Source organism: Paenibacillus sp. FSL L8-0644, assembly GCF_038008165.1.
GTDB lineage: Bacteria > Bacillota > Bacilli > Paenibacillales > Paenibacillaceae > Paenibacillus > Paenibacillus polymyxa_D.
Genome location: NZ_JBBOYN010000001.1, coordinates 1,317,647 through 1,341,435, shown reverse-complemented (window position 1 = coordinate 1,341,435; position 23,789 = coordinate 1,317,647). Strand labels below are relative to the sequence as shown.

Genomic DNA, 23,789 nt, shown 5'->3' with positions numbered 1-23,789 from the left:
CCTGTGTGTATCCTTAAGTTATAAATTCACTTTAATTTATTCTGGTTTCACTTAGATTGTAAACGCAATCATATCAAATTGGAACTACTTCACTCTTCTTACTTTCAGGTGGCGTTAATCCTGCACTAATGTTTCTACGTTACAATACCTACAATTGCGCTAGGAAAAACATGTGCGTATCTTGAGGAAAAGGAGTGATATGGATGAGCAAGCCGCGTATCGCGGAGTGGACAGAACTACGGGGCCTCGCCTACCTCGCTGTCGTGCTTCAGCATTGCATTGGCGAATATATTTATCGCAGCGACATCCAACAGCCAGATTCTGTGATGCTCGCGATGCTGTATCATTTGACACGTTTTGGCACACCGACGTTCGTTTTCCTGTCTGCGGCGCTGCTTTTTTATAATGGTAACAAACCGATTGGCTACCCTCGCTATATTGGCAGGCGGTTTCGAGATATTTATGTTCCTTTCCTCTGCTGGACGGTTATTTATTGGGTATGTACTCAAAACTGGTCAACGGCGCAGTGGGGAAATATTTATTTTTACAAAGGTATGTTCGAGGAAATGATCATCCCCGTCAGCGGATATCATCTATGGTTTGTAGTGATGATCTTTCAGTTTTATATTTTGTTTCCTTTATTTTCAAAAGCAGCCGGGCAGGTTCAAGCGTTTCTACGCCGTTACAGCACGAAAAGACGCAAACAGCTTGTTTTGGCTGTTATGCTGATTGCCGCTGCGGCTTACGCTTTGTTGTTACAATGGTCCTACTATGACATGTCTGCATGGAGCACTGGGTTGCCGTCCTTTTGGCAGACTCTGTTAGATTACCGCACTTATAACTTTGTTATGTATTTTTTCTATTTTATGCTGGGCGCAGTGTGCGCCTATATGACGGACACCTGGCGGGGATTGGCCCAACAGACGTTACCGTGGAATGTATTTGTCTTTATTGGTCTATTCATGCTTATGGGTCACACAATGCTGATCCAGTCGGGTGATACGATCAATCTCAATATTTCTACTTATTTGAAACCAAGCACCTTCGTGCTGATTGTCTCGCAGTTGCTTTTGTTGTATGGACTGCTGCTTCATTTGCAAAAAGATACGCGATCCGAGCCGTTTCGCCGTATGCTGAACTGGATCGGACGCTATTCCTTCGGAGGATATCTGGCCCATGCGCTCGTGCTGTCCTTCATATCCTACTACACCCGCCCGCTTGCACTGGGTGATCATCATTTTACAGCTACGCTCATTACGTTTGTCGTCGTGGCAAGTGTTTCTCTGGGCATCAGCTGGCTCTTTGCCCATCTGCCCGGCGGCAACTGGATTGTTGGCTCCAAAGGCAGACAGCGGTTGAACTGGCATTCGTTTCGTTTCCAGTTCCTTTCCTCTAAGCGCGCTTCCAAAAGCACGCAGGAGCTTGGCTAAACTTGTGCGTCTGTGTTTCAGCATGGGGTTATAAATCCAATGGACTTTGGCAGGGCTCTCTTATGGAGCTCTGCTTTTTTGTTGCCTTAGTATGCTGTCCCCAAAAAAATGATTAACATTTTATGACATGAATATGTATTTTATTTTAAAATAAGTCATTATATAGAATAATAATAAACATTACGTGGGAGAAGTCACAGTTTTGCATAAAGAGAAAGGGGAGGATGGACTGAACATAACATCGTCGTTGTTAATGATCTGATCCAAAACATGGTGAGGCTGCTTTCTGGTCTGATACATACGGTTGTACTGATTAATCAGTTCATCCAAAAGCATAGACTGTTCAAGTACACAAGCATGTCCGAAGCCATACTCTGCGTAAAGATCATGCAAGTGTTGTCTGGCGTGTTCCATTTGTTGAATTAACGTTTCCGTTTTATCCCTGTTCATCCTGCATACCTCCTATTGAATCTTATTTTAAGGAGGGATGTACAAATACGTCATGATCTTTTTTGAACCTAAAAATTACAAAATAATACAAAAATAGACCAGCTATAAGCTGGTCAATAGTAATGAATTTGAAGATGATGATTACTTGGATCACATTCCACCAACGTGTCCTTGTGTTTGGATTGTGCCATGGCTTAGGTTTGCAGTTTGATATGGTACTGTGAATACCAGTAAAAAGCTAGTTACCGCTAAGCAGAAAGCCATCCTTTTGATCATTTTTCTCCCACACCTCCTCATAAATGGATTGAAACCGAGCCTGTGTTTTAGGAGCCGCATGTAATTTGAAATGATAAAATAATCCAAAACAGTTGGCAATAAGTAGTACGTGGTTAATTGTAACAGCTTTTTCAAAAGCGTTTATTAAACAATTGAAACCATATGGATATCTGCCTTTATTTAGGCTGTACTTGGCCATTTTGTACCAGAAGCGTACGTATTCTTCCGATAAAACTTGTTGAGTATACGTATCAGAAGATGATGGTTCCTGATACGCTGCAATTTGGGACTCAAAGCGTCGAAGGATATGATCTACATCTACATTATATCGATTAGCTACTTCAAGGACGTTCAGTAGCTCGGCAAAAATCTCCTTTTCGGCAGCCATATGTTCTACGTAATCTGGCAGAACACTGATGTCCCCGGACATAAGTCTATTGACGTACGTATTAATTTTCGCCCATTGCAGATATTGCTTCTTCCAATAGAGAGACTCAGAATCTTGTTCCTTCACCCAACTTAGATCCGCATAACAATGAATGTGTTCTAATGCTTGTTCATGATCCCCTCTTGCATCGCAAGCACTAGCACACATTAGATCAGAATAGGCTATGTAGGTGAAAAACGGTCTAATTGGCTTTTTTTTCGAATCTGTTCCTTTTCGCTTGGAGTTATGAACCAAATTATATTGGATCTGTCCTAATTGACCCATCTGATGGGCAAATTCATACACCTTGTCCCACATGCTTAATGACCTGTAGACGTTAGCCAAATCTTTTAATGCATCTAATTGCTCTATCTCGTCTAAACGATCCACAAAAGGAGCAAATTCAATGGCAGCTTGAAGATTTACAGCTCTATCTTGTCCAATATTGATTTGGAACAAACGATACTGGCAGACCGCCAATCGCTCTGAATGCTGCTGCTTCTCACTTTCAGCCACCTTTTTGTAAAGGTATGCCGCTGCTTCGTTGTAACCGTCTTTGTATACATTTTCGGCAACTTCAAAGAGCGATGGCGGATAATTAGGGTTATCCAATAGCAAAATTACAACTCGCTGCAAGCAGTCGAGTCGTCCTAGTTCAATGCATCGGTATAAGAAAGGGCTTATTTTTTTCCAGTTTAGCGGAGATTCTTCAATGCATTCTTCAATATAACGTTCGTAAAAATAATCCGGTGGTAAATTCATTCCCGCAGTAATACTATCCAGTTGATGAACAGAAATAGATCGGTTACCAGTCACAATGCTACTAACTGTACCTACATTCAAATCAATCGTGTGACCAAACTTGGTCATCGTTAAGCCTTTTCGTTTCAGATAAGTTTGAATTTCTGCCTGTATCGTAGGTGTGATTTCCATGGATAAACCACCCTTTCAGCATTTTCATAGAATTTCAATTTCAATTTCAATAAACAATGTAGTTTGGAAACTAATGGTATAATTATTGATTTTCTTTCACGATAATACCATCTTTTGGAACAAACATAAATGCTTTTACTTTATTGATTTTTATATTTTTTTTAGGAGATCATTGGATGTTGGACAATGGAAGGAGAAGATCACTTGAAAAATACAGGTATGACACGTCCCTTGGATACGTTAGGCCGGATTGTTATTCCTAAGGAGATGCGAACCTCTATGGGGATTCAAGCTGGTGAGTCTTTAGAATTTTATTTGGATGTTGAAACAGGATTATTGAGCATGCGAAAGTATATAGGAGTCTGCTGTCATTTATGCTATTCGGTTCGGGATTTAAGCTATTTCAGGGGTTCATTTTTATGTAAAAAATGCATAAACGATCTGAAGGGAAACATAGGTGTGAGTCAAATACCTGTACCTGTTATTAAGGAACCTGCGTGCAAAGAAAAAAGTGTACATCGGTTGTCTTCACAACATTTGGTTGAGAAGCTAAGAAGACTCATGCACGAGCATCCAAACGCCAAGCAAGGCGAATACGCTGAACGGCTCGGCGTATCCCAAGGCCGTATTTCCCAGCTTAAAAAGCTATTATAGGTATCGCTCAACTCATATTCTAGCAAAGCTAAATAACCAGTCGCTGGTTGATTTCGTGCGACTGGTTATTTAAACTTCTAAGCCTATATTTGCTGTAAATTATGGAATTAAACCTATCAAAGTGGTATATTGACTCAAAGCTAAAAACTAATGTTGAAGTAGGTGTATAAATGAAATCACACGTTTTAATTTATGATGGTTATGTGAGTTTTGAGATTATGCTAGCAACCTATTTTATGAAAACCAAAGGGGACATTGTTACGATTGGAGTAACCAAAGACCCTGTAATTTCCTATGAGGATTTTAAAGTTACGCCTTCGGTAGCCCTTGATGAAGTGTCTGCTGAGGATATTCAACTCCTAATTATACCTGGTGGAGATAACACTCTATTAAAGACGAACAAGCAACTTCTAGCTCTAATCAGTACACTAAATAATGATCATAAAGTGATAGCGACCATTTGTTCTGCCACTGAACTACTGGAGATAGCAGGTGTCTCCTATAAAAATCCTGTGAATCATCCAACGGGTCTGGAGATACACAAGAATATCATTACGGCTAAACCAAATCAGTATGTGGACTTTGCAATTGAAATAGGCAAGGTGATGAACATTTATACTGATGATGAAGATTTAAAAGAAACCATTGATTTTTTTAAGCTCTTTAAAGATAATTGACTCTTCTGCTCTCCCACAACAATCACTTTATGTATGGTGATATTTAGGATACTATAGTGAGGGAATTAGCATACATAAGAGGGGTAATCAAAATGAATGACAAATTAAAGGGGCTATTAGTGGGCTTAACCATTGGTATGATGATTACTGGTGCAACCGCAATGGCTGCATCTGGAACAAGCGTAAATGCTGTTGTGAAAAAGTTTGATGTATTTTTAGAGGGGACAAAAAAGAACACTGCCGATGGCTTGATTTACAACGGAAACACGTATATCTCTGTTAAAGATATTGGGATTGCAGAAAGCAGACAAATCAGCCTCATTGATAATAAACTGTATTTAGGTAAACAGCAAAAGATGATTACAGAAAATCAAGCACTCCATATTCTTTCTGATAAAATAAAAAAGGATGCTGTTAAATATAATTTAAACTTAATGGTTGAAGGTTTGGAAGGAACTAAATATTGTATAAGAGTTTACGAAGATTTCCCTGATCACATTGCAACTTATGGATTCTATTATGTAGATAAATACACCAGTAAAGTAACTAAATATGACATAGCACAAGATAAGGAAGTGGAAATTTAAGGATGGGTTTCCCCCATCCTTTTTTTATTGTCAAACGATCTACTCCTCGACTTATTCAAGAGCAGATATACCACGGTATCCCCGGCTAACGCTTCAATTGAGCTTCATTCGAAGCGCCGGACTTACGATCGAATGTAATCGGGCCTTTACGGTTCACAAGCCGTTTCAAGTCCACGGTCATTTCATTCTTCAACTTATCAATAAGCTGATCTTCTTGGATGCCTTTGCTTTTAGCAACCTCGGCCAACGACTTCCCTTGTCCCAGCTCTTTCTCTAACTGGACAGGAGTGATGCCCAGCAGCTTGGCTACTTTCTCGTTGAGATGGTGATTCAAGCCGCCAGGCCTTTTGCCGTGCCTATGTCTGTGAACATGCCCGTGTTCGTCCTGTGGTTCAGCATTCCATTGGCGGGCTGCCCCTTGGATAGAGGCGTTGGAGGTGATTGCTTGCAACGAATTACCCGGTTCCGTCCCGGAAGCTCCAGCTGCACCCGCAGTGCCATACATCATCACTCCTCCATACAGGATAGCAGCGGTCAGTTTCCATTGTTTTTTCATGTTGCAGACCCTTCTTTCATCCTTTTTAAAATAATATTTTCTTTTCCCGCTATTTTTATTCATATTTTCGCCTGTTAAGTAACCATAAGACGGGAAAAAAGAAATTATGAACATTGCTATCACAATTACACCCAACCTTCGATCTACACGCGCTCCTTGGGAACCCTATCCTGTAGAGTGAGCAAGAATGAATAACTATACTTTCTACAATATAACTTGAAAAATTTCAAGTTATATATTAAAGAAAATATGATAAAATCGAATTGTAAACGTTTACAATTCGATTTTTGGAAAGACATGTTGCATCAAGCTACTACAGAATGCACTGCATCATAGTGAGGCTACAGGAGAAAAGTCCAATGAAACAAAAAAATAAGGTTATTTTTGTGGACATCCAAACGCACGAGCAAAACCATATCGGTCAGCGAGCACTTCAAAAAGTGGGAATACATGGACAAGATGTATGAAGATTCACTTACTGTAGAGGGATACCAAAGCAGTCGGAGTGCCAATGTAACTAGTAATACAATTACGATTGGCGGCAATAATGGCACCAGAAACCAAGAGATCGAGCTCGTTGTAATAGCCGATGACGGAACATGGAATGCTTATGTTGATTATTTGGAGATCAACTAAAATTTCAAATCTAGTAAAGAGTTGAATCGGTTCGGAGTATCGGAACATCCATACTATATTAAAATAGCTAGGAGGTAGACCCATGTTTATAGCTAAAGCAGGAAAATGGACGGCGATTATGTCAATCACCTTGTCTTTATTCACAGGCTCGCTGGTGATCTCGAGCAACCAGGCGCTTGCGGCTGATTGCTCGAGCGGTTATGTAGCGTTAACCTTCGACGATGGTCCCAATCCCTCTAACACCAAAGCGCTTCTTAGTGCTCTGAAGCAAAACGGTTTACGCGCGACGCTCTTTAATCTTGGACAAAACGCGCAGAATAATCCTTCGCTTGTACGTGACCAGCAAGCAGCAGGCATGTGGATCGGTAATCATTCATGGTCACATCCGCATATGACACAACTGAGCACATCGCAGATGTCATCGGAAATTACACGCACGCAGCAAACGATACAGTCCATTACTGGCACGGCACCAAAGTTGTTCCGTCCTCCGTATGGCGAGACCAACGCAACCCTCAAATCCATTGAGACCCAAAACGGTCTTACCGAAGTATTGTGGAACGTTGACTCCCAAGACTGGAACGGCGCCTCCACCGCACAGATCGTAGCTGCTGCGGGCAAACTTAAAAACGGCGATGTGATCCTGATGCATGATCAGTACCAGACTACACTCCAAGCTATTCCACAAATTGCACAGAACCTCAAAAATCGTAACCTTTGCTCTGGTATGATCTCACCAAGCAATGGCCGGGCGGTAGCGCCTGATGGCGGAAACGGCGAAACGCCGCCAAACAAAGGCACAAAAGTGGAAGCAGAGAATATGACCAAAGGCGGTCAGTATACTTCAAATATCAGCTCGCCGTTCAACGGAGTGGCTTTATACTCCAACAATGATTCAGTGAAATTCACACAGAATTTTACCAGCGGCACCCATAGTTTTTCACTCCGTGGTGCTTCAAATAATTCCAACATGGCCAAAGTTGACTTGAAAATTGGTGGACAAACGAAGGGTACCTTCTACTACGGCGGGAGCAGTCCTGCGGTCTATACTTTAAACAATGTCAGCCATGGAACCGGAAATCAAGAGATTGAGCTTGTTGTAACAGCCGATAATGGGACATGGGATGCTTATATTGACTATTTAGAGATCATCTAATTTAAAAAAAACAAAATCCCGGCGGGATCTTCCCAACCGGGATTTTTGTCGATATCCTTTTTACAACATTCTCAATGTAAAAATAACAAAATCTTGAAAATTGCAATCTGTTGTATAATGGCGGGTAACAACTAGAAGTCGCTATAAAAATATTCATAAGAGATGCAGGTGATGGCGATGGAATGGTATTTTGCATACAAAGACGAATTGGAAAAAGTATTTCGTCAAGCGGAGGAACGGACGTCCACGTTTCCAGCTCCCTTTCAGCAAGAGGGTTTGGACTATCTGGCGCGTTTTAATCCGTTGCGGGAAGACAGCACGCGTAATTACATATGCTATTTGCTTCCATTTTGGCTGCAAGAACTCACAGGACTGCCCCCCGAAACATGCCGCAGGCTGTCACTTGGCAACGTGTTCGTCATGGCTCACTATTTAATTCAAGACGATGTGATGGACACAGCAGCAGACAACCGTAAAACGCAACTCGCTTTAAGTCAACTATTCTATACCGAGTGTCTAAGCGTATATCGGGACCTTTTTCCGGCAACCTCTCCTTTTTGGTCATATGCCCGAACGTATGTTGATGAATGGGCCGTTAGTGTGATATCCGAAGGAACAGAGGACTATTTTCAAGGAGAAAAAAATAAGGTCGCGCTGAAAGCAAGTCCATTAAAAATGGCCGGAACGGGTGCTTTGCTGCTCGCAGGCCGTGCTGATCTGATTCAAAACATTACAAATATGACGGACTTGGCGCTACTCGTGCTTCAAATGTCGGATGATTGGGCGGATTGGTCAGAAGATTTGGTCGAACATAGCTATAACTGTCTTTTGTCCCATATCAGTGCCGAGCAAAAGACGGCTTACTGTGAAGGATTGGGACCCAAACAGATTCAGGAAGCGATTTATGTACGCGGTGCGCTTGCCAGCTATGTGAACATTGCCGATCAAGCAGTCCAACAGTTAGAGACCCTGGAGCCTTCTATCCACGGCCTACATAGCTTTGCACATTCTATCGCAGCTGAGCTGGGCGAAGTGGCGGCAGAAATTGAAGGCGGACGCTCGCATTTGAGAAGAGGCGGACTTGACTACTGGCTCTCCAAAAATATGAAATAATGCTAGATTTTTCTGAGCCCTTCGTGGTATACTGACTAGGTAAATATAACCAATTGAATGAGAGGGTGATTTTTGATGGCTACTGAAGTTCTTCAAACACAAGTCATTCAAAAAGCTTGGGAGGATGCCAGTTTCAGAGAGAAACTGATGACTGATCCCAAATCTGCAATTCGTGATGTGTTAGGAGTCGTGATCCCCGATCATATCCAAATCAAAACATTAGAAGAAACGCCTGATCAGTTTTTTCTGGTAATTCCTCCAGACCCCTCCGGCGTGCTCGCTGCATCCCAGAAACCTCGCTCAATGTGGTAGAATGATTGTTAATGCTTATTTAATCTAGATTCCTTAACCTCATAGGGGTGGGCTCAGCAAGCTTCCCTCCGTTTTCTCCGAACGCAAAAAAGCCGGATATTATCCGGCTACGGGGAAGCGGATGGTCGCTTCTGTTCCCACCCCTTTTGCACTTGTAAAAGTTATTTTTCCATTCATCGTTTCAATAATCCGAAAAGTCACCATCATTCCTAAACCCGTGCCTTTTGTCTTATTCGAAAAATAAGGCTCACCTAGTCTGGATAAAGTCTGAGCATCCATCCCTTCACCATTATCCCGAATATGAATGACAGCTTCTCCGTTATCCACATAAGCCCATATATGAATAAGCCCCTGGTCTCGCAGCGCTTCAATACTGTTTTTGATGATATTGATGAACGCCTGCTTGAACTTGGAGGAATTCCCGCGTACTTTGATTTCCTGGGGAATATCCAGCGAAATTTTTCCACCTTGCAAATTAGCCATTGGACTGATGATTCCTTCAATATGCTTGAATTCGTCCAATATGGTCAACGTTTTGGTTTGGTCAAATTCTGGCTTGGCAAAGGTCAGAAAATCAGTAATAATCGCGGAAGCTCGATCCAGCTCCTCCAGAGCGATATGTAGATAGTCTTTGTTCTTACCATCCTCCTGCTTGCTCATCAACTGAAGAAATCCACGTGTAACTTGAAGGGGATTACGTACCTCATGAGCTACAGATGCAGCCAGATCGCTAATAATCTCCATTTTCTCCGAACGTTGAAGCTCATTATTGAACATTTCCAGTTCTCTGGAATACCGAACCACCTGCTTGTGCTTTTCTGCCAGTCTTCTGCCCAAAATCGCGATCAACGCCAGTACAAAACCGAACACGCCCCATTTCCACAAAAACATATTGTAGTGTCCGTCCAGAATGAAAAACCAGCTCAGTTCCCCGATAGAGATGACTGCAAAAAATGCAAAGCCTGTCGATAAGATGATCGCTTCGTGATCACCCTTAAGTGCCATGCGAACCGAAGCAAATACCAGCAGTATCATTAAGGCGACGAGTAATATACCCAGAATGACTACACTAAAAAAATAATATATGTTGTTCAACCGCTCCTGTGCTCCTAAATTCACAATCATCATGGTAAAGCAGAACAAAGAGTAGGCGGTTAACAACTTTCTGAATTTACGAATCAGTATAATCGAATTGATGTTTTGCTCAAAAAAGAAGGCTAATGAGGGCAGCAGAATAAATAGTGCCACATCAAAAAGTTGTAAGTACAGCTTGCCATAGCCGCGATAGAATGTATACAAGAATGGTGAATACGTTACGATCATCAGACCAATAGACAATACAATCGCACTTAGGGACAGCCACATGGCCATACTCGGACGGAACAGAAAAAACGAGCAGATCAGCAGCACCAGGGCGATAAAGATAAACGTACTGCCCAGTACAATATCTAAAACATCCATTCTGACCAAGGTCCCCAACAAATCGCGATAATCACCGGTCATCACATTACCGATGATGCCCAGTCTTTTCTTACTGCTTTCCGTCCATATGTATAATGTTTTACCGCTGTCTTCCGGCTTCAGCGGAATCAGAATACGATTATTCTCATAATTGTACCCACGGTAGGATTCGTAAAAATTGGTCCCATCCTTATACAGCGTAATATGCCTGCCATAAATATTTTCAAAAAGTATCGCTGGCGTTTCATCATTTAGCGAAGGTAACTTAATACGAATCCAGGCGGAGCCTATATTGCCAGGCTGCCTAAGCAGTTGTGTATCATCTTCAATATGCATCCAGATCTTGCTGGGATTCTTTACCTCATCTAAAGAGCCATCCTCGTCTACCTCTCCCCATCTCATATCCCAGGAGGGTATTTTATAATCCCCTTCCGGGGTCATTTTGGCCGCATAGGCGGAGTGACCCAGCGACAACAGCATCACAATGACCGCTAGCAGGGCGGCGACAGCTTTGGGCACATGCCTCATATTAAGCACCTCAAAGTTACATAGTAGGATTTACAAGTTTGTATACGTTTTAACATTTTTTACGTCCTGAAATTATATTATTCTATACGATGATGTGCATACCTTCTTCACAAGAAGGATATCATGTTCTTTTTACTCATTTTTTGTAAAATCTTCATATTGATTAATGATCATTTCCTGTTCGCGCCGCTCTTTCTGCTCTCTAAGCCCCAACCATGGTTCACAATCTTCATCTTCATAGATCGTCCAAATATCGGAAAATAAATAATCGCGTATTTCTACTATTTTTCCGGCCTGTCCGCCATCTGTCCAGTATAAGCCTTCCGGGCGTCGAATGAGGGTGCGGGAAAATCCCGGGGTAGATGCCTTTTGTCCTACGCGGATACGACTAATCATCGGACCAAACATGTACCATTCCAATTCATATCCCTCCCTATCTTCTTTATCATATCACAGCAGTTACCAAAAAAACGCTAATTGAGAATGGGCATCTCCCTATTCGCATGATTTTAACTTCCTACAGACACACTAACTGAAGGTTTAGCCGTTCCGCTGTTTGGGTAAGGTCGGAATAAGCAACAAAAAGTAAAGGAGCTGAGCAACATGGCAAATCGTGACGATCGAACTACTGAGCTACATGACAATGATTTTGAGCCTTCTCTGCAAAATGCAGAAACCAACTGGGAGAATCTGACCGAAGGGCCGGATACTCCTCTGGAGGACGTACCAGATGCCGATGAACTGACACCGAACAGTCCCGTTGATCCTTCTGCTCCTGCCGAATTCCTGCATGGTACCGATTTGCTGAATGGTACCGATGGGGATGAAGAAGATCAACTGGAAAGCGACGATATGCTGGATTAACCACTTCATTTTATCGAGTGAAAGAAAACGGTTACCCATTCTGCTATGCGGGTAATGTAGTGTATAACAGAAAGGAGTTGACTGATCTCCTATGTATAAAGATCCGATGTCTCAGGCCGATATGGAATACAAACGGTATAAAGCCTTGAATCCTGTGGAAGCAGACGACCGTAGGACTGCGGACAAGACGAATACGGACGATACCTCGACCGAAGATAACCCACGAGGAGTCGCATCTGCGAATCCCGAACCCAGGGATCAAGGAAAATAAAAGGGCAGCAATTCAAGGGCAAAAACTTGAACCTGATAATCAGGGCTTGCCTTCTGCACCTACTTTGTTTAAAATAAGGTCAAATCTTTTGAATACCATGAACAAAGACATCGACGGAGACAAGTAAACGTCTAATGGATTCCCACAGAAAGGTACGAATTGCTGAGAGCGTACCGCAATCCCGCGTTGAAATTCACTCCCGAGTCGAGCCTTGAACCGACAGAAGGATTCATTCCTTTGTCCGAGTAGAGGTTTCCGGAAGCCCCCGTTACGGGCATCAAGCTCAGAAGTTACTGCTGTCGACTGAACGACGTTGACGATTCGTATGTATACTTCTGTAATTAGGGTGGTACCACGGCATTCGTCCCTTGCGGCGAGTGCCTTTTTGTGTTATTTTCTGCAAAAAAGTCCATGGACTGACAGAAAAAACAAATTAAATTCGGGAAGGGTGTAGTACTGTATGTCTACAAATGAAAATTCTTTGGAGCTGCTGCGTGAACAACTCGATGCTACAAATTTGCAATTGCTGGAGCTGCTGTCCCAACGCGCTGAACTGGCCGGACAACTTGGAAAATTGAAGGAAGCTCAAGGGGTACCTGACTTTGATCCGGTACGTGAGCAACAAATGCTGGACAAGCTGATCGCGGCTAACCGTGGGCCTTTTGACGATGCTACGATTCGCCAACTGTTCAAAAATATTTTCAAGGCTTCTTTGAACTATCAAAAAGAAGAACACAAAAAACATCTGATCGTCAGCCGCAAAAATCAACCAGATAGCACAATTATTAAGGTTAAAGATACGCTGGTAGGCGGCAAAGCCTCCATCATGGTCGCAGGTCCATGCTCGGTGGAAAGCTACCAGCAAACTCGTGAAGTAGGTGCGGCTCTCAAGGAAGCCGGTGTGCCGATTCTTCGTGGTGGCGCGTTTAAACCACGTACGTCTCCGTACGATTTCCAAGGACTGGGCGTGGAAGGACTGCAAATTCTCAAACGTGTAGGTGATGAGTTCGGACTGGCTACAATCAGTGAAATCGTCGATCCAAGACATTTGGAGGAAGCGATCCAATACATCGACATTATTCAAATTGGTGCGCGTAACATGCACAACTTTGAATTGCTCAAAGCTGCGGGTGAAACAAGAACTCCGGTTCTGCTCAAACGCGGACTGGCTGCAACAATGGAAGAGTTTCTTCATGCTGCTGAATACATCGTTTCCCGTGGTAACACGCAAGTCATGCTGATTGAACGCGGTATCCGTACGTACGAAAAATGGACGCGTAACACGCTGGATATTTCCGCTGTTCCGATTTTGAAAAAGGAAAGTCATCTGCCTGTATTGGTGGACGTGACTCACTCGACAGGCCGTAAGGACATCCTGGCCCCTTGCGCCAAAGCTGCCCTGGCTGCTGGAGCCGACGGTATCATGGTGGAGGTCCATCCGAACCCGGCAGTCGCTTTGTCCGATGCTCAGCAACAGCTGAACATTCCTGAGTTCCACAACTTCCTATCTGAAGTCAAAGAATCCGGTTTATTCAAAGCGTAAAACTAATTTTATGCTGGGACTTGTAAACCGCTTTCATTTTCTCGGACATTGATGTAAAATCGGATCAGGATTGTGACTGATCATGCAGGCAAAACCTAAATGTATATATGCTCAACTATTGTTGAGACATATATATGTTTAGGTTTTTTTATGCCTAAATCTTGAATAAAAAGAATACTTACATGGTCATAATCCTAAAAAACATCATAGGAGCGTTCAGAGTGGGGAACAAAAATGAGAGAAAGTAAACACGATTGACTTGCAAGGTAGTGATACGAATGCAGTTAGTTTCACAGTTCCCGCAGATGCTAAGTCAGGGAATACGCTTCATATCATTGCAGAAGTACAGGACAATGGAAAACATCCTTTAAAGCATTATCAACGTGTGATTGTAACCGTAAAATAATAGAACACAACATCCAATAAAATTAGGCTCATGGAATAACACTCCATGGGCCTGTTTATTTTTGCACATCGGACCTCAGACAATCTCTATACACGTTTCATGCTTTTTTCAGTCAAAGGAATATAATATCCTTTGCCATTCGGACCCATAGCAAATTTATTGCGAAGATGAATTAGATTAGGGCCGAATTTCTCTTCTAATTGTTCACGGAACTCATATAGGATTTCCATGATATAAATATCATGAATAATCACCTCCGTAATCGGCATCACCAGACCCGGATGCAACGTCCATGCAGCGCGGCTGTCATCACCAAGTGAAAGTATGCCAGCTACGACCTCCCGGTCGTCTATGCTAAGTACAATCCACCGACCCCCAATTTCGGACGTAATCTCTTCACTCATATCATGGCGGTAAACAGTAGCGAAATCAAAGTTAAGCTCCCCATACGCTACAATGATTACTTCAATTCCTTGTTGGGCTACTTGCTCTAAGGCATCTCGGAACACCTCGGCATCCTCTTTCCAAATTTCCAATAAAATTCGGTGTTTTGCTCCTTTTACCCCTTCATTTATGCGATTGATAATGGCTTCATACCCCGAAATATTCCAAATATTCTCTCTGTTTTGAAATGATGCCGTGTACTGCTCCAAACTCTCTTGCGCCACATTGAAAATCTGCTCTGCTTTGCGTTTTCTCTGGGCAATCAATTCATGTGGCGGAAGCGGCACATACAGAGGCGTATTTTCTTGACTGACCATGATGTCCCCACGGTTGACCATTCCAGACAAAACCTCGTAAATTTTGGATCTCGGAACCCCGGAATTCAATGAAACGGCGTATCCCGAAAGCGGAGAGCTTTCCAATAAGGTCACATAAGCCTTGGCTTCATATTCACTAAAATTCAAATCCCGTAGAATTTCTAATATATTTGGTTTTGGTTTCATGACGTCTTCTCCTCAATTCGTGTTCATCCTTACTATATCACTTCCCCTTGACAAAAACTGATATACACACTATCTTTTTAGTAACGTTTTTATAGTAGTCACCATAGTAGCAACTATTGTATTTCACAGGGGATTACCTCAGGGAGGATTTAACTTGAACAAAGTCATAACTCATCACAGCGAAAGCAACAGGATTTACTACGGTTCTACGATCCTGGCCCTATTGATCTGGAGTACATCGTTTATTGCCACCAAAGCAGCCTACACGACGTTCCCCCCTCTTACCTTGGGTCTATCCAGATTTATTATAGCTTCCGTTGTGCTAGGTATCGTTTTGCTGATTAAAAAAGAACATGTCAAAGTAAAGCCAAAAGATTTGGCTACGATTTCGTTTAGTGGTGTTTTGGGAATCACTCTCTATTTTTCAATGGAGAATATAGGGGTTAGCCTGACTACCGCTTCCAACGCAGCATTAATTGTTGCATCATATCCCGCAATTACATCGCTGCTTGAACTTATTTTGTATAAAGTGAAATTATCCAAATATAAAATCTGCGGCATAGCACTGGCCATGATCGGGGTATATTTCTTGACTTCAGTTGGCGAAAGTTCGGATAGTAAGAATCAACTCATCGGAAATTTAATATTGATTGGAACGGGTTTTGCGTGGGCGTTTTACACTTTCATGACGCGTAAGGTTGTGGACAAATATCCACCCGTGACGTTATCTTTTTATCAAACCGTTGCAGGGAGTATCTTTTTTATACCGTTGGCTCTATTAGAAAAGGATCGTTGGCAGGTTCCAACAACAGGATCGTTTATGTTGTTAGTATATCTGGGTGTATTCTGCTCCGTTATCGCGTTTTTGCTTTATAATTACGGATTAATCAAGCTGTCACCGAGCAGTTCCGTTTCTCTGATGAATTTGGTTCCGATATTTGGAGTCTTATTTTCTGTGTTGCTTTTGCAAGAAACGATTACATGGCGCCAAATCATCGGCGGTTTGGTCGTTATTATCGGTGTTTTACTAAGTGCCCATCAAACAAACCGTACCTAAAATGATAGATTGCACACTAGTTAGAAAAGTTAAAACAAGCATCGTTGTTATAAGTATCAGCGCTACAATACAAGGGCGAGTGACCTTACCAAAAGTTTCTCGCCCATCGGTTACATTTATGCCGTCGGTTTTTTTTCTTTTATATAAAAAAGGTGGTTATATTGATTGATGAGGTTATCCATAATTACAGACTGTCTGAGCACACTGGCATGATTAAAACCATGTTTTGCTTGCAAAATATACAGCTTTTGACGAGCATTCTCAAGCTGTTGACGCAAAATGTCGTCTCTTATCATAATATATCCCTCCTTGTCATATTATCAGTGTAGAGGGTTATGAATAAGTATACTAAAAGTAAAGGTTTGGGATAATTATCTAATCGCGCAAAAAAAGACCTGCTCTAGGAGCCTTAAGCTTATGCCATTAGACAATCTGCTGTCATTCTCCTATCCGGCAGAATGAATATCCTGATCCGTGACGTTCTTCTTGGCTGAAACCGGAAAAACGTTTTTTCCCTTGGCCCATAGCAACAACGCTGCAAGCAGCAATATGCCACCGTTTAACACAAAGATCCAGCGGATTGGCATCCAGCTGCCAAGCATGCCGCCAATCAACGGCCCCGCCATGGTCGCGAGTTGGGTGGCTGATTGATTCAAGCTAAAGGCTCGTCCGCGAAACTCCGGCTTGGTAACCTCCACAGTCATTGCGTTGATAGCAGGCATGACGGACGCATAAAACAATCCATATCCAAACCGAAGCGCACCAAAACCAACGAAGTTGGTTACATAAAATTGTAAGATGTTCCCGATTCCCGAACCAATCAGTCCAATCAGCAGCACATGTGCAAATCCGGTCCGTCCCCCAATCCGTCCCCATTGAGGAGCCATCAACACCGCCGCAATGCCTACGGCTGAGAATACAATCCCGGAACTTAGAGACGCTTGGCTGCGGTCAACTCCCATCTCAAGCACATATACCGTAATTAATGGTTCCAGTATCATAACAGAAAAGGTGCTTAATCCCGCCAAAATAAGCAAAAAATACAATGGCCGGTTAGCAATAGCCTCCTTGATATCATCACGAACATGCGAGCGGGTACGGGTTCCCTTGAAGCTGTCCTCTCTAGCGCCAAAGGTCGCAATTAATGCAGATACCAGTACAAGAGCTGCAGAGAAAAAAAAGGCATTCCGATTGCCATAATAATGGCTCACTACACCACCGATCAACGGGCCTATAATGCTGCCTGTCGCCCCAGCGGTCGCCATTATACCGAGCGCATAGCCCGTTTTCTCTTCTGGCGAACCCGTTCCGACCAGCGCAATCGCAGCAGGAATAAACCCGGATAGAAGGCCTTGAAACAGTCGTACTCCTACGAACACATATGGATCTGTCACAAAGGCACATATCAGGTACAACACCGCCAGGCTAAAGCCTGAACGAATCAGCATCGGCTTACGTCCATATTTATCTGCAAGCGAACCCCAAAATGGGGCAATCAGCGCACTGGCTAAAAAAGTGACTCCAAAGGCAGTCCCCGACCACAGTTCCAAATGATCATTTACGCCCATTTCCGTATTCAGAAAAATAGGTAAAAACGGAATAGACACGGAATAGGCCATGCTGCAAAACAACACGCCAATCCACAAAATGACCAGGTTTCGCTTCCAATATAGATGCATGATGCCACACGTCCCTTCTGCTCATTCCATTATTACCCCCTCAATTAGAAAAGTCTACCGCCCCCCTCATCCTTCCATCGTGGAACAACCGTGAAGAAGCTGATATAATCGAATGGAATGGAGATGATGACATGGCTAAGAAAAGAAATTCGTCTTCCCCTGCTCCTGCGCCTCAGGACAAACCTGCTACGTTAAAGGATCTGTTGAGTCAGGATGTGCTGAATAAGCTTAAGGCTCAAGCCAATGAAGCCCAAGCAGAACAGGACAAGCGTAAAGAAGACGAACGGCAGCGTGCCGTCGAAGCAAAAAAAGCTGAACAGAAGAAGCTAGATAACAACTTTGAGCATCTGCTGAATAACAGCAATTTGGACTGGCACAAATACAAATAAGCCAAAACCATAACGGTTTTGGCCTATCTTTACGCTTTATGTTATAGCCAGTCACGAATATGTTGTACTGAGTACAGCACCCCTACCCAAACCGGCAGACTGAACGCCATACCCCATATGAGACCTTTTGCCAGCTTTTTGTCTACCTCCATCATGATCCTGCCCCTTTCCTTGGGAATAGCAGCAGTATGGGTCAAGAATACGGCTTTCAAACCCGTATTTCCTTATCCCCAGCAAAAAAGTATGATAGAAAATGGAAAAGTGTTCTGCGCTGCCCCCAAACTTTAAATTAGGATGTTACACCATCCAACCTTTCAGGAGGAATATCAATGAACCGAAAAACGATACGCCCATGGTACACGCTGTGCCTACTGGCCATCATGCTCGTGCTGGTTGCTGGATGCGGTACAAAAGCGGCCGATGTGGAAGCTGCCAGCCGGACAAGCACTTCAACTCCTGCTGCGACTAAAGACAAGAACAAGGCTGTTTCCCATCCGATTGTCACGATTGTCATGAATGATGGCAAGAAAATTAAGCTTGAGCTGTATCCGGAAGTAGCACCGAACACGGTTAACAATTTCATTTCTTTGGTACAAAAGGGAGCCTATAACGGCACCATTTTCCACCGTGTGATCCCAGGCTTTATGATTCAGGGTGGTGATCCGCAAGGTAACGGTACAGGTGGCCCCGGCTACAGTATCAAAGGCGAATTCAAGAGCAATGGTGTTAACAATACACTCAAACATACACGTGGCGTATTATCCATGGCCCGCTCAGCGGATCTGGATTCGGCCGGATCGCAATTTTTCATCATGGTTGCCGATGCGGACTACCTCGACGGTCAATATGCCGCTTTCGGTAAAGTAACGTCCGGGCTGGATGTGGTCGATGCTATCGTCAATTCCAAACGGGATAGCAATGACAAACCGATCCAACCGGCTACGATGAAAAAAGTCACTGTGGATACGCTGGGTAAAAAATATCCAGCTCCAGTCAAAGTAAAGTAAGACATTCAAATCATTCTTTCAAAACGGGATAACCGCAACGACCTTGTGCATACGCATGAGGTCGTTTTTGCTTATCCCTTGATGCTCTCTAAGCTGCTGCCTCTATGATGTAGTAAGAGTATATACACAAAAGGAAGCGTTTTCAATCATTATTTTTAAAGTTTTTTTCCGTTATAAGAGCCGCCAGCGTTCGACAAAAAAGCTACTGTATGAGCAGTAAATTCGTCTAATTGGACTTGGTCTCGACCGAACGAATACCTTCCATCTCTTGCAGCAGTAACAGCAATTCCTCCACTCCCTCTGACCGGGACAGCTTTAGAAGCATATGAATAACCAACTGCTCACCGTTATTGATGCGCTCGGCGTGAAAGCTGTGAATCGTCAGCTTCTTATGTTCCAGCAGTTCTTTGATCCGATTCAGTACGCCCGGCTCATTGTCGACCTGAACAACCACTTGTCGCGTAGACGGGGTAGCCATCTGATAAAACCGACTATGGAGCAAGGACTGAGCCGCTAAAATAAACAGCGTCACACCTGCACCAAGTCCATACATTCCTGCACCTACGGCTATACCGATTCCGGCGGTAGTCCAGATGCCTGCGGCAGTGGTCAATCCTTTGATTCTATTTTTTTGTGTGAAAATCATCCCTGCGCCGATAAAACCGACTCCACTTATAACCTGCGCTGCTATTCTGGAAGGGTCCAGCGACAGGTTAGTCCAGGCAGCTTGATCCTGGAAACCATATTTGGATACCACCATCATGAGCGCTGCGCCAATACCGACAATGAAATGCGTGCGAATGCCTGCCTCCTTCATCCGACTCTTCCGTTCATAGCCGATTAACGCACCGCACAAGCCAGCGAACATGACCCGAATCAGATAATCCCAATCCCACATACTTTTTTCACTCCACTATTTATTTATGTTTTGAAAAGATGTTGCCTTAATATATACAACTCAATAATGCTACGGCAAATGAGCCGTTTATACAGCTGTTATTTTGTTATTACCCAAATTTTAAGGTATCTTCACTTCATGCTCTGGCAGATTGCGATGTACCTTTCTCCCCTTAAGCAGCCACAACTCCGGTGTATCCTGTACACCATCAAGGCGCAAGCTGAACGCCCCCGCTGGTAAATTGCGTATACGCAGCAATAGACGGTTTCCGTCTGCTACGGCATCCACAAGCTCCAACAACGTTAGTGAATCCTTCCTTAGGTGGCGGCTCAGGTCACGTGTTGTACCTGCTCTGTCCTCCCGGCTCCATATACGCAGCTCATCTACAGACGGTGTAGCAATCCGCTTGCTGAAAGAAATAACCACCTCATCTTCAGCTGATCGTTCCGCCTTAAGCGGTTTGGGCGGCTCATCGTACATGTAACCACCCAAATGGTATTCATAGGCGGTCCAGGCGTCGTACCCGCCCTCCAAGGCGGCAGCGCCAAACTGCCGCGTCCACTCACGGTCCCGAACCATACGCGCGAGAGAACCGATATCCGCCTGCACCCCGAGGGGCAGACCCGGATAAGCGGCCCGTATCGACTGCGCGATGCGGGCGTAGCCGTGGGTATACTGCGGCGGCAGACGGCGCCGCATCCAGTCCGGCCAATGGGTCTGGAGCACGTGCATATCCGGGGCTACGCACCCGATCATGGCTACCGCGTCCAGACCCTGCCATTCCCGTAGCTGGCCGGGGACATCGCCGCGCCCGCTCACAGCAAGCGACCATGTCGCCACGCAGATGTCCGGCCGGACATCACGCACACCACCCGCACCGTTTACCAGCTCGCTGATCAGGCCGTTCACGGCGTCCACGCGCAGGTCGACCCACTGCGCGTACAGCTTCGGAACCTTCCGGTAATAATTCCGCGCATGCTTGTCGCGAAAATCCGGAATGTCCTCACCGCTACGCTCGCGAAAGGCGCGCTGTGCATGTGGCCCAATATCCCCGTACACTCCACTGCGCAGCCCGTTCCATTCGGGGAAATAAGGCTCCGCCACCTCGAACCCGTCGAACGGAATGTCGGTGACGAGCCGGGCAGCGGCTTTCTTTTTCCATTCCACATACTCCTGGGCAAAATGCGAAAGCCGCTGAAATCCGTCGTTCGGTTCGCGCAGCAGCTCCATGCGCCATCCTTTCCACTCCGGCGGCAGCTGGGACACGCCAAAAGAACCGTTGCCTAGCACCATCGCCCACACCGCTATGCCTCTGCGTTGAAAAGCAGCAACAAGCGCTCCATCCACTTCATTTTCACGCACGACAAAATAATGAACGGTCTGGTAGCCCGCAAGGGCGATCTCATCTGCTATACTGTCCCGCGAACGGTTCGCGTAATAGGGAAACAACGGATCGATTTGAATACTGGGGCCGCTCAGTGCCCACGGTTTCACTTTTCCGGTCAGTGCTATAGCGTCTGTCGATTCGGGTTGGTCATTTGCGTTATAGCTCAATTCGATCCACCTCCGTCACCCGGTCTTCCCCGATACGTGTTCCTGCTATAAGTTCCTGCTGGTTCCCTATGTTACCATATTTCGCAAATGGGGTGAAATCCAGCGGTGACTGTTTCACCATCAACGTACAGAGGTATGGAATAACGAGTCAGGTTTAGTTTATGAACGGAATGGGAGGAATAGTCAATGGCAGAGCAGAGATTGCAAGGAAAGATAGCAGTGGTCAGTGGTGGAGGTTCAGGAATCGGCAAGGCGACCGCGATCCGTTTTGCAGAACAAGGCGCCAAGGTGGTCATGCTGGATCGGACACCCAAGCATGCAGAGGAGACCCAAGCAATTATTGAGCAGGCTGGCGGTGAAGCACTTGTGCTGGAATGTGATATTTCCAAGCCAGATATGATTCAGCAGGGGTTCGCTAAAGTCGTGGAAACGTACGGAAAGTTGGATATCGTGTTCGCCAACGCAGGCATTAACGGCACCATGGCCCCTATCGAGACACTGGAGCTAGAGGAATGGGACCGCACGATGAACATTAATCTTCGCGGCACCTTTGCTACCGTTAAATATGCCGTCCCTTACCTGAAAGAACACGGCGGAAGCATTATCATTACCAGCTCCATCAACGGTAATCGAACCTTTTCGGGTATTGGATTCTCAGCCTACGCCTCCACCAAGGCAGCTCAGGTTGCGTTTATGAAAATGGCAGCGCTGGAGCTGGCACGTTACAAAATTCGGGTCAACGCGATATGCCCGGGAGCCATCGACACGCAAATTGACAATAACACATACCCTTCGGAAGACTTGAAGAAGGTACAAATTCCAGTCGAATTTCCGAAGGGCGGAGAGCATCCGCTAGAGGATGCCCCTGGTGAACCAGAGCAGGTTGCCAATCTGGTCCTGTTTCTCGCCTCAGACGAGTCATCTCATGTATCGGGTACGGAAATTTATGTAGACGGAGCAGAATCACTACTGCGTTAAGAATTAGAATGGAGAACGTTATCCCCAGGCGTACTATTGTTTAGGCATTCTTAGCATTCTTAGCAGCCTTATCCTTGGTCAGATACTTGTGGAGAAGGCTGCTTTCATATGGCTTTACAACGGCTTTGATGTCGACCTATCAGCACCATGCACAGCTCCTTTGCGAAAGCGGACATACAGCCTGCCTCCCGGGAGCACCTCGAACAACAGCATCAGAAGCGAAAAGAACAGCAGTGCAATGGCTTCTTCTGCCAGAATGTACAGAGGATATGGCCCCAAAACATCCAATATCGACGGTGTCGACGGCTTTCCGGCTAGAAACATGTAGTTAGCACCGAGAGCATCGTCTACGATCCACACTATCAGCGCCAAGCCATTCAGAAAAAGCATAGCTCCCCCCACACTCTTCCATGTCGGTTTGAGTCCTTCTATCCAGGTCATATACAAGGCTGCCAAAATAATAGCACTATGAGCTACGAAAAAATGGATAAAACGATAATGTGGAAAGGCATATGCCAAATTAGGCGTGAGTACTGCTTGGAGCGCCCCTCCAATTCCGGCAAAAAGGATGATCGGATATAACCAGCGGCTTCGAAAAATGAGCATCAGGATAGACAACAGCAGTGTCACACTACACAGTTCTAATGGCAATGAAGTCTGGACATCCCAAATATGCTGCATCACATACCAAATATTCAGAGTCACCTCTGACAGAATGAGGACTGTAATTAACAACCAGCGAATTCCCTCACTTACAGGCTTGTTCGACCGAATCCATCCCCTAGTCAGCCACAGTAGCAAAGCGCATACAATGAGTCCCAATACAGCCAACCCATGTGACGGAGTAAAAGCCTCGAACCCTTCTGGCGCGTTGGCATCAAACCAAGGCCCTGACCACGACCTATCCATAGCTAGCCCCCTTTAATCTCTTTCTCTCTTCGTTGCATTCTATTTTATACCCAATAGCCGATTATGTTCTAGCCGCGTTTCTTGCTTGTTC

At 44.5% G+C, this 23,789-nt stretch carries 26 protein-coding genes, 2 pseudogenes and 1 other annotated feature; of the genes and pseudogenes, 16 read left to right on the top strand and 12 right to left on the bottom strand.

What is annotated here, in order from left to right:
* Nucleotides 1-203: 203 nt before the first annotated feature.
* Entirely contained in the window at nucleotides 204-1,430 is a 1,227-nt protein-coding gene (locus NSS94_RS06020) for an acyltransferase (RefSeq protein WP_165144524.1), read from the top strand.
* A 180-nt stretch (nucleotides 1,431-1,610) separates the two neighbouring features.
* Here the strand turns inward: NSS94_RS06020 and NSS94_RS06015 are convergent, their stop codons facing one another.
* On the bottom strand, nucleotides 1,611-1,880 hold the full coding sequence (locus tag NSS94_RS06015; RefSeq protein WP_141695431.1) for an aspartyl-phosphate phosphatase Spo0E family protein: 270 nt from the start codon (nucleotides 1,878-1,880) through the stop codon (nucleotides 1,611-1,613).
* A gap of 238 nt (nucleotides 1,881-2,118) precedes the next feature.
* The gene (locus NSS94_RS06010; protein WP_069010370.1) at nucleotides 2,119-3,516 is read right to left on the bottom strand and encodes a helix-turn-helix domain-containing protein; all 1,398 of its coding nucleotides are present in this window, start codon (nucleotides 3,514-3,516) and stop codon (nucleotides 2,119-2,121) included.
* A 204-nt stretch (nucleotides 3,517-3,720) separates the two neighbouring features.
* Here NSS94_RS06010 and NSS94_RS06005 point away from each other — a divergent pair, with 204 nt between their 5' ends.
* The 3 genes from NSS94_RS06005 (at nucleotide 3,721) to NSS94_RS05995 (ending at nucleotide 5,434) form a co-directional block, all read left to right on the top strand.
* Complete coding sequence (locus NSS94_RS06005) at nucleotides 3,721-4,170, top strand: AbrB/MazE/SpoVT family DNA-binding domain-containing protein (RefSeq protein ID WP_341038934.1); 450 nt, start codon at nucleotides 3,721-3,723, stop codon at nucleotides 4,168-4,170.
* A gap of 170 nt (nucleotides 4,171-4,340) precedes the next feature.
* Nucleotides 4,341-4,847, top strand: coding sequence for a DJ-1/PfpI family protein (locus tag NSS94_RS06000; protein ID WP_069010368.1), 507 nt, complete (start codon nucleotides 4,341-4,343; stop codon nucleotides 4,845-4,847).
* Between the two features lie 92 nt (nucleotides 4,848-4,939).
* Nucleotides 4,940-5,434 carry a hypothetical protein gene (locus NSS94_RS05995; protein WP_029516121.1) on the top strand — a complete coding sequence of 165 codons (495 nt, stop codon included), beginning with the start codon at nucleotides 4,940-4,942 and terminating at the stop codon, nucleotides 5,432-5,434.
* Nucleotides 5,435-5,519: 85 nt separating this feature from the next.
* Here the strand turns inward: NSS94_RS05995 and NSS94_RS05990 are convergent, their stop codons facing one another.
* Complete coding sequence (locus NSS94_RS05990; protein WP_029516120.1) at nucleotides 5,520-5,990, bottom strand: hypothetical protein; 471 nt, start codon at nucleotides 5,988-5,990, stop codon at nucleotides 5,520-5,522.
* A gap of 393 nt (nucleotides 5,991-6,383) precedes the next feature.
* Between NSS94_RS05990 and NSS94_RS05985 the strand changes: the two are divergent.
* The 4 genes and pseudogenes from NSS94_RS05985 to NSS94_RS05970 all read left to right on the top strand — a co-directional run.
* A pseudogene (locus NSS94_RS05985) lies at nucleotides 6,384-6,626 on the top strand (hypothetical protein); the annotation flags it as partial.
* An 82-nt stretch (nucleotides 6,627-6,708) separates the two neighbouring features.
* Entirely contained in the window at nucleotides 6,709-7,782 is a 1,074-nt protein-coding gene (locus NSS94_RS05980; RefSeq protein ID WP_039269442.1) for a polysaccharide deacetylase family protein, read from the top strand.
* 177 nt (nucleotides 7,783-7,959) lie between these two features.
* Nucleotides 7,960-8,895, top strand: a complete 936-nt coding sequence (locus NSS94_RS05975) for a hypothetical protein (RefSeq protein ID WP_029516118.1) — start codon at nucleotides 7,960-7,962, stop codon at nucleotides 8,893-8,895.
* A gap of 75 nt (nucleotides 8,896-8,970) precedes the next feature.
* Nucleotides 8,971-9,207 carry an NHLP leader peptide family RiPP precursor gene (locus NSS94_RS05970; RefSeq protein WP_013309068.1) on the top strand — a complete coding sequence of 79 codons (237 nt, stop codon included), beginning with the start codon at nucleotides 8,971-8,973 and terminating at the stop codon, nucleotides 9,205-9,207.
* Nucleotides 9,208-9,306: 99 nt separating this feature from the next.
* On the opposite strand, the gene NSS94_RS05965 is transcribed toward NSS94_RS05970, so the two are convergent.
* Together NSS94_RS05965 and NSS94_RS05960 are read right to left on the bottom strand one after the other, a co-directional pair.
* Nucleotides 9,307-11,196, bottom strand: coding sequence for a sensor histidine kinase (locus NSS94_RS05965; RefSeq protein ID WP_029516117.1), 1,890 nt, complete (start codon nucleotides 11,194-11,196; stop codon nucleotides 9,307-9,309).
* A 132-nt stretch (nucleotides 11,197-11,328) separates the two neighbouring features.
* Complete coding sequence (locus NSS94_RS05960) at nucleotides 11,329-11,616, bottom strand: hypothetical protein (RefSeq protein WP_023987328.1); 288 nt, start codon at nucleotides 11,614-11,616, stop codon at nucleotides 11,329-11,331.
* A gap of 183 nt (nucleotides 11,617-11,799) precedes the next feature.
* Here NSS94_RS05960 and NSS94_RS05955 point away from each other — a divergent pair, with 183 nt between their 5' ends.
* From NSS94_RS05955 to NSS94_RS05940, 4 genes and pseudogenes are all read left to right on the top strand, one after another.
* A complete protein-coding gene (locus tag NSS94_RS05955; RefSeq protein WP_029516115.1) occupies nucleotides 11,800-12,060 on the top strand; it encodes a hypothetical protein in 261 nt (86 codons plus the stop codon).
* Nucleotides 12,061-12,151: 91 nt separating this feature from the next.
* Entirely contained in the window at nucleotides 12,152-12,331 is a 180-nt protein-coding gene (locus NSS94_RS05950; protein WP_029516114.1) for a hypothetical protein, read from the top strand.
* Nucleotides 12,332-12,432: 101 nt separating this feature from the next.
* Nucleotides 12,433-12,703, top strand: a binding site (T-box leader).
* An 88-nt stretch (nucleotides 12,704-12,791) separates the two neighbouring features.
* The gene (locus NSS94_RS05945) at nucleotides 12,792-13,874 is read left to right on the top strand and encodes a bifunctional 3-deoxy-7-phosphoheptulonate synthase/chorismate mutase (RefSeq protein WP_029516113.1); all 1,083 of its coding nucleotides are present in this window, start codon (nucleotides 12,792-12,794) and stop codon (nucleotides 13,872-13,874) included.
* Between the two features lie 238 nt (nucleotides 13,875-14,112).
* Nucleotides 14,113-14,280 (top strand): annotated as a pseudogene (locus tag NSS94_RS05940) (hypothetical protein); the annotation flags it as partial.
* Between the two features lie 86 nt (nucleotides 14,281-14,366).
* Here the strand turns inward: NSS94_RS05940 and NSS94_RS05935 are convergent.
* A complete protein-coding gene (locus NSS94_RS05935; protein ID WP_029516112.1) occupies nucleotides 14,367-15,227 on the bottom strand; it encodes a TrmB family transcriptional regulator in 861 nt (286 codons plus the stop codon).
* 154 nt (nucleotides 15,228-15,381) lie between these two features.
* Here NSS94_RS05935 and NSS94_RS05930 point away from each other — a divergent pair, with 154 nt between their 5' ends.
* Complete coding sequence (locus NSS94_RS05930; protein ID WP_322251241.1) at nucleotides 15,382-16,284, top strand: DMT family transporter; 903 nt, start codon at nucleotides 15,382-15,384, stop codon at nucleotides 16,282-16,284.
* Nucleotides 16,285-16,400: 116 nt separating this feature from the next.
* On the opposite strand, the gene NSS94_RS05925 is transcribed toward NSS94_RS05930, so the two are convergent.
* Together NSS94_RS05925 and NSS94_RS05920 are read right to left on the bottom strand one after the other, a co-directional pair.
* Nucleotides 16,401-16,580, bottom strand: coding sequence for an aspartyl-phosphate phosphatase Spo0E family protein (locus NSS94_RS05925; protein ID WP_023987319.1), 180 nt, complete (start codon nucleotides 16,578-16,580; stop codon nucleotides 16,401-16,403).
* Between the two features lie 150 nt (nucleotides 16,581-16,730).
* Nucleotides 16,731-17,963: an MFS transporter gene (locus tag NSS94_RS05920; RefSeq protein ID WP_341038930.1), complete on the bottom strand. Its 1,233-nt coding sequence runs from the start codon at nucleotides 17,961-17,963 to the stop codon at nucleotides 16,731-16,733.
* 131 nt (nucleotides 17,964-18,094) lie between these two features.
* On the opposite strand from NSS94_RS05920, the gene NSS94_RS05915 reads away from it, so the two are divergent.
* Together NSS94_RS05915 and NSS94_RS05910 are read left to right on the top strand one after the other, a co-directional pair.
* On the top strand, nucleotides 18,095-18,352 hold the full coding sequence (locus NSS94_RS05915; RefSeq protein WP_029516109.1) for a YqkE family protein: 258 nt from the start codon (nucleotides 18,095-18,097) through the stop codon (nucleotides 18,350-18,352).
* A 329-nt stretch (nucleotides 18,353-18,681) separates the two neighbouring features.
* Nucleotides 18,682-19,359: a peptidylprolyl isomerase gene (locus NSS94_RS05910; RefSeq protein WP_029516108.1), complete on the top strand. Its 678-nt coding sequence runs from the start codon at nucleotides 18,682-18,684 to the stop codon at nucleotides 19,357-19,359.
* Between the two features lie 226 nt (nucleotides 19,360-19,585).
* Here NSS94_RS05910 and NSS94_RS05905 read toward each other — a convergent pair whose 3' ends face one another.
* The 3 genes from NSS94_RS05905 to NSS94_RS05895 all read right to left on the bottom strand — a co-directional run bounded on the left by NSS94_RS05905 (nucleotide 19,586) and on the right by NSS94_RS05895 (nucleotide 21,932).
* Entirely contained in the window at nucleotides 19,586-20,257 is a 672-nt protein-coding gene (locus NSS94_RS05905) for an MgtC/SapB family protein (RefSeq protein WP_341038928.1), read from the bottom strand.
* Nucleotides 20,258-20,377: 120 nt separating this feature from the next.
* Complete coding sequence (locus NSS94_RS05900; RefSeq protein WP_341038926.1) at nucleotides 20,378-21,811, bottom strand: N-acyl-D-glucosamine 2-epimerase; 1,434 nt, start codon at nucleotides 21,809-21,811, stop codon at nucleotides 20,378-20,380.
* Nucleotides 21,801-21,932, bottom strand: coding sequence for a hypothetical protein (locus NSS94_RS05895; RefSeq protein ID WP_275041130.1), 132 nt, complete (start codon nucleotides 21,930-21,932; stop codon nucleotides 21,801-21,803). The genes NSS94_RS05900 and NSS94_RS05895 overlap by 11 nt, the downstream gene beginning before the upstream one ends.
* A gap of 65 nt (nucleotides 21,933-21,997) precedes the next feature.
* Here NSS94_RS05895 and NSS94_RS05890 point away from each other — a divergent pair, with 65 nt between their 5' ends.
* A complete protein-coding gene (locus tag NSS94_RS05890; RefSeq protein ID WP_341038920.1) occupies nucleotides 21,998-22,789 on the top strand; it encodes an SDR family oxidoreductase in 792 nt (263 codons plus the stop codon).
* Between the two features lie 114 nt (nucleotides 22,790-22,903).
* Here NSS94_RS05890 and NSS94_RS05885 read toward each other — a convergent pair whose 3' ends face one another.
* A complete protein-coding gene (locus NSS94_RS05885) occupies nucleotides 22,904-23,698 on the bottom strand; it encodes a YwaF family protein (RefSeq protein WP_341038918.1) in 795 nt (264 codons plus the stop codon).
* Between the last annotated feature and the right edge of the window lie 91 nt (nucleotides 23,699-23,789).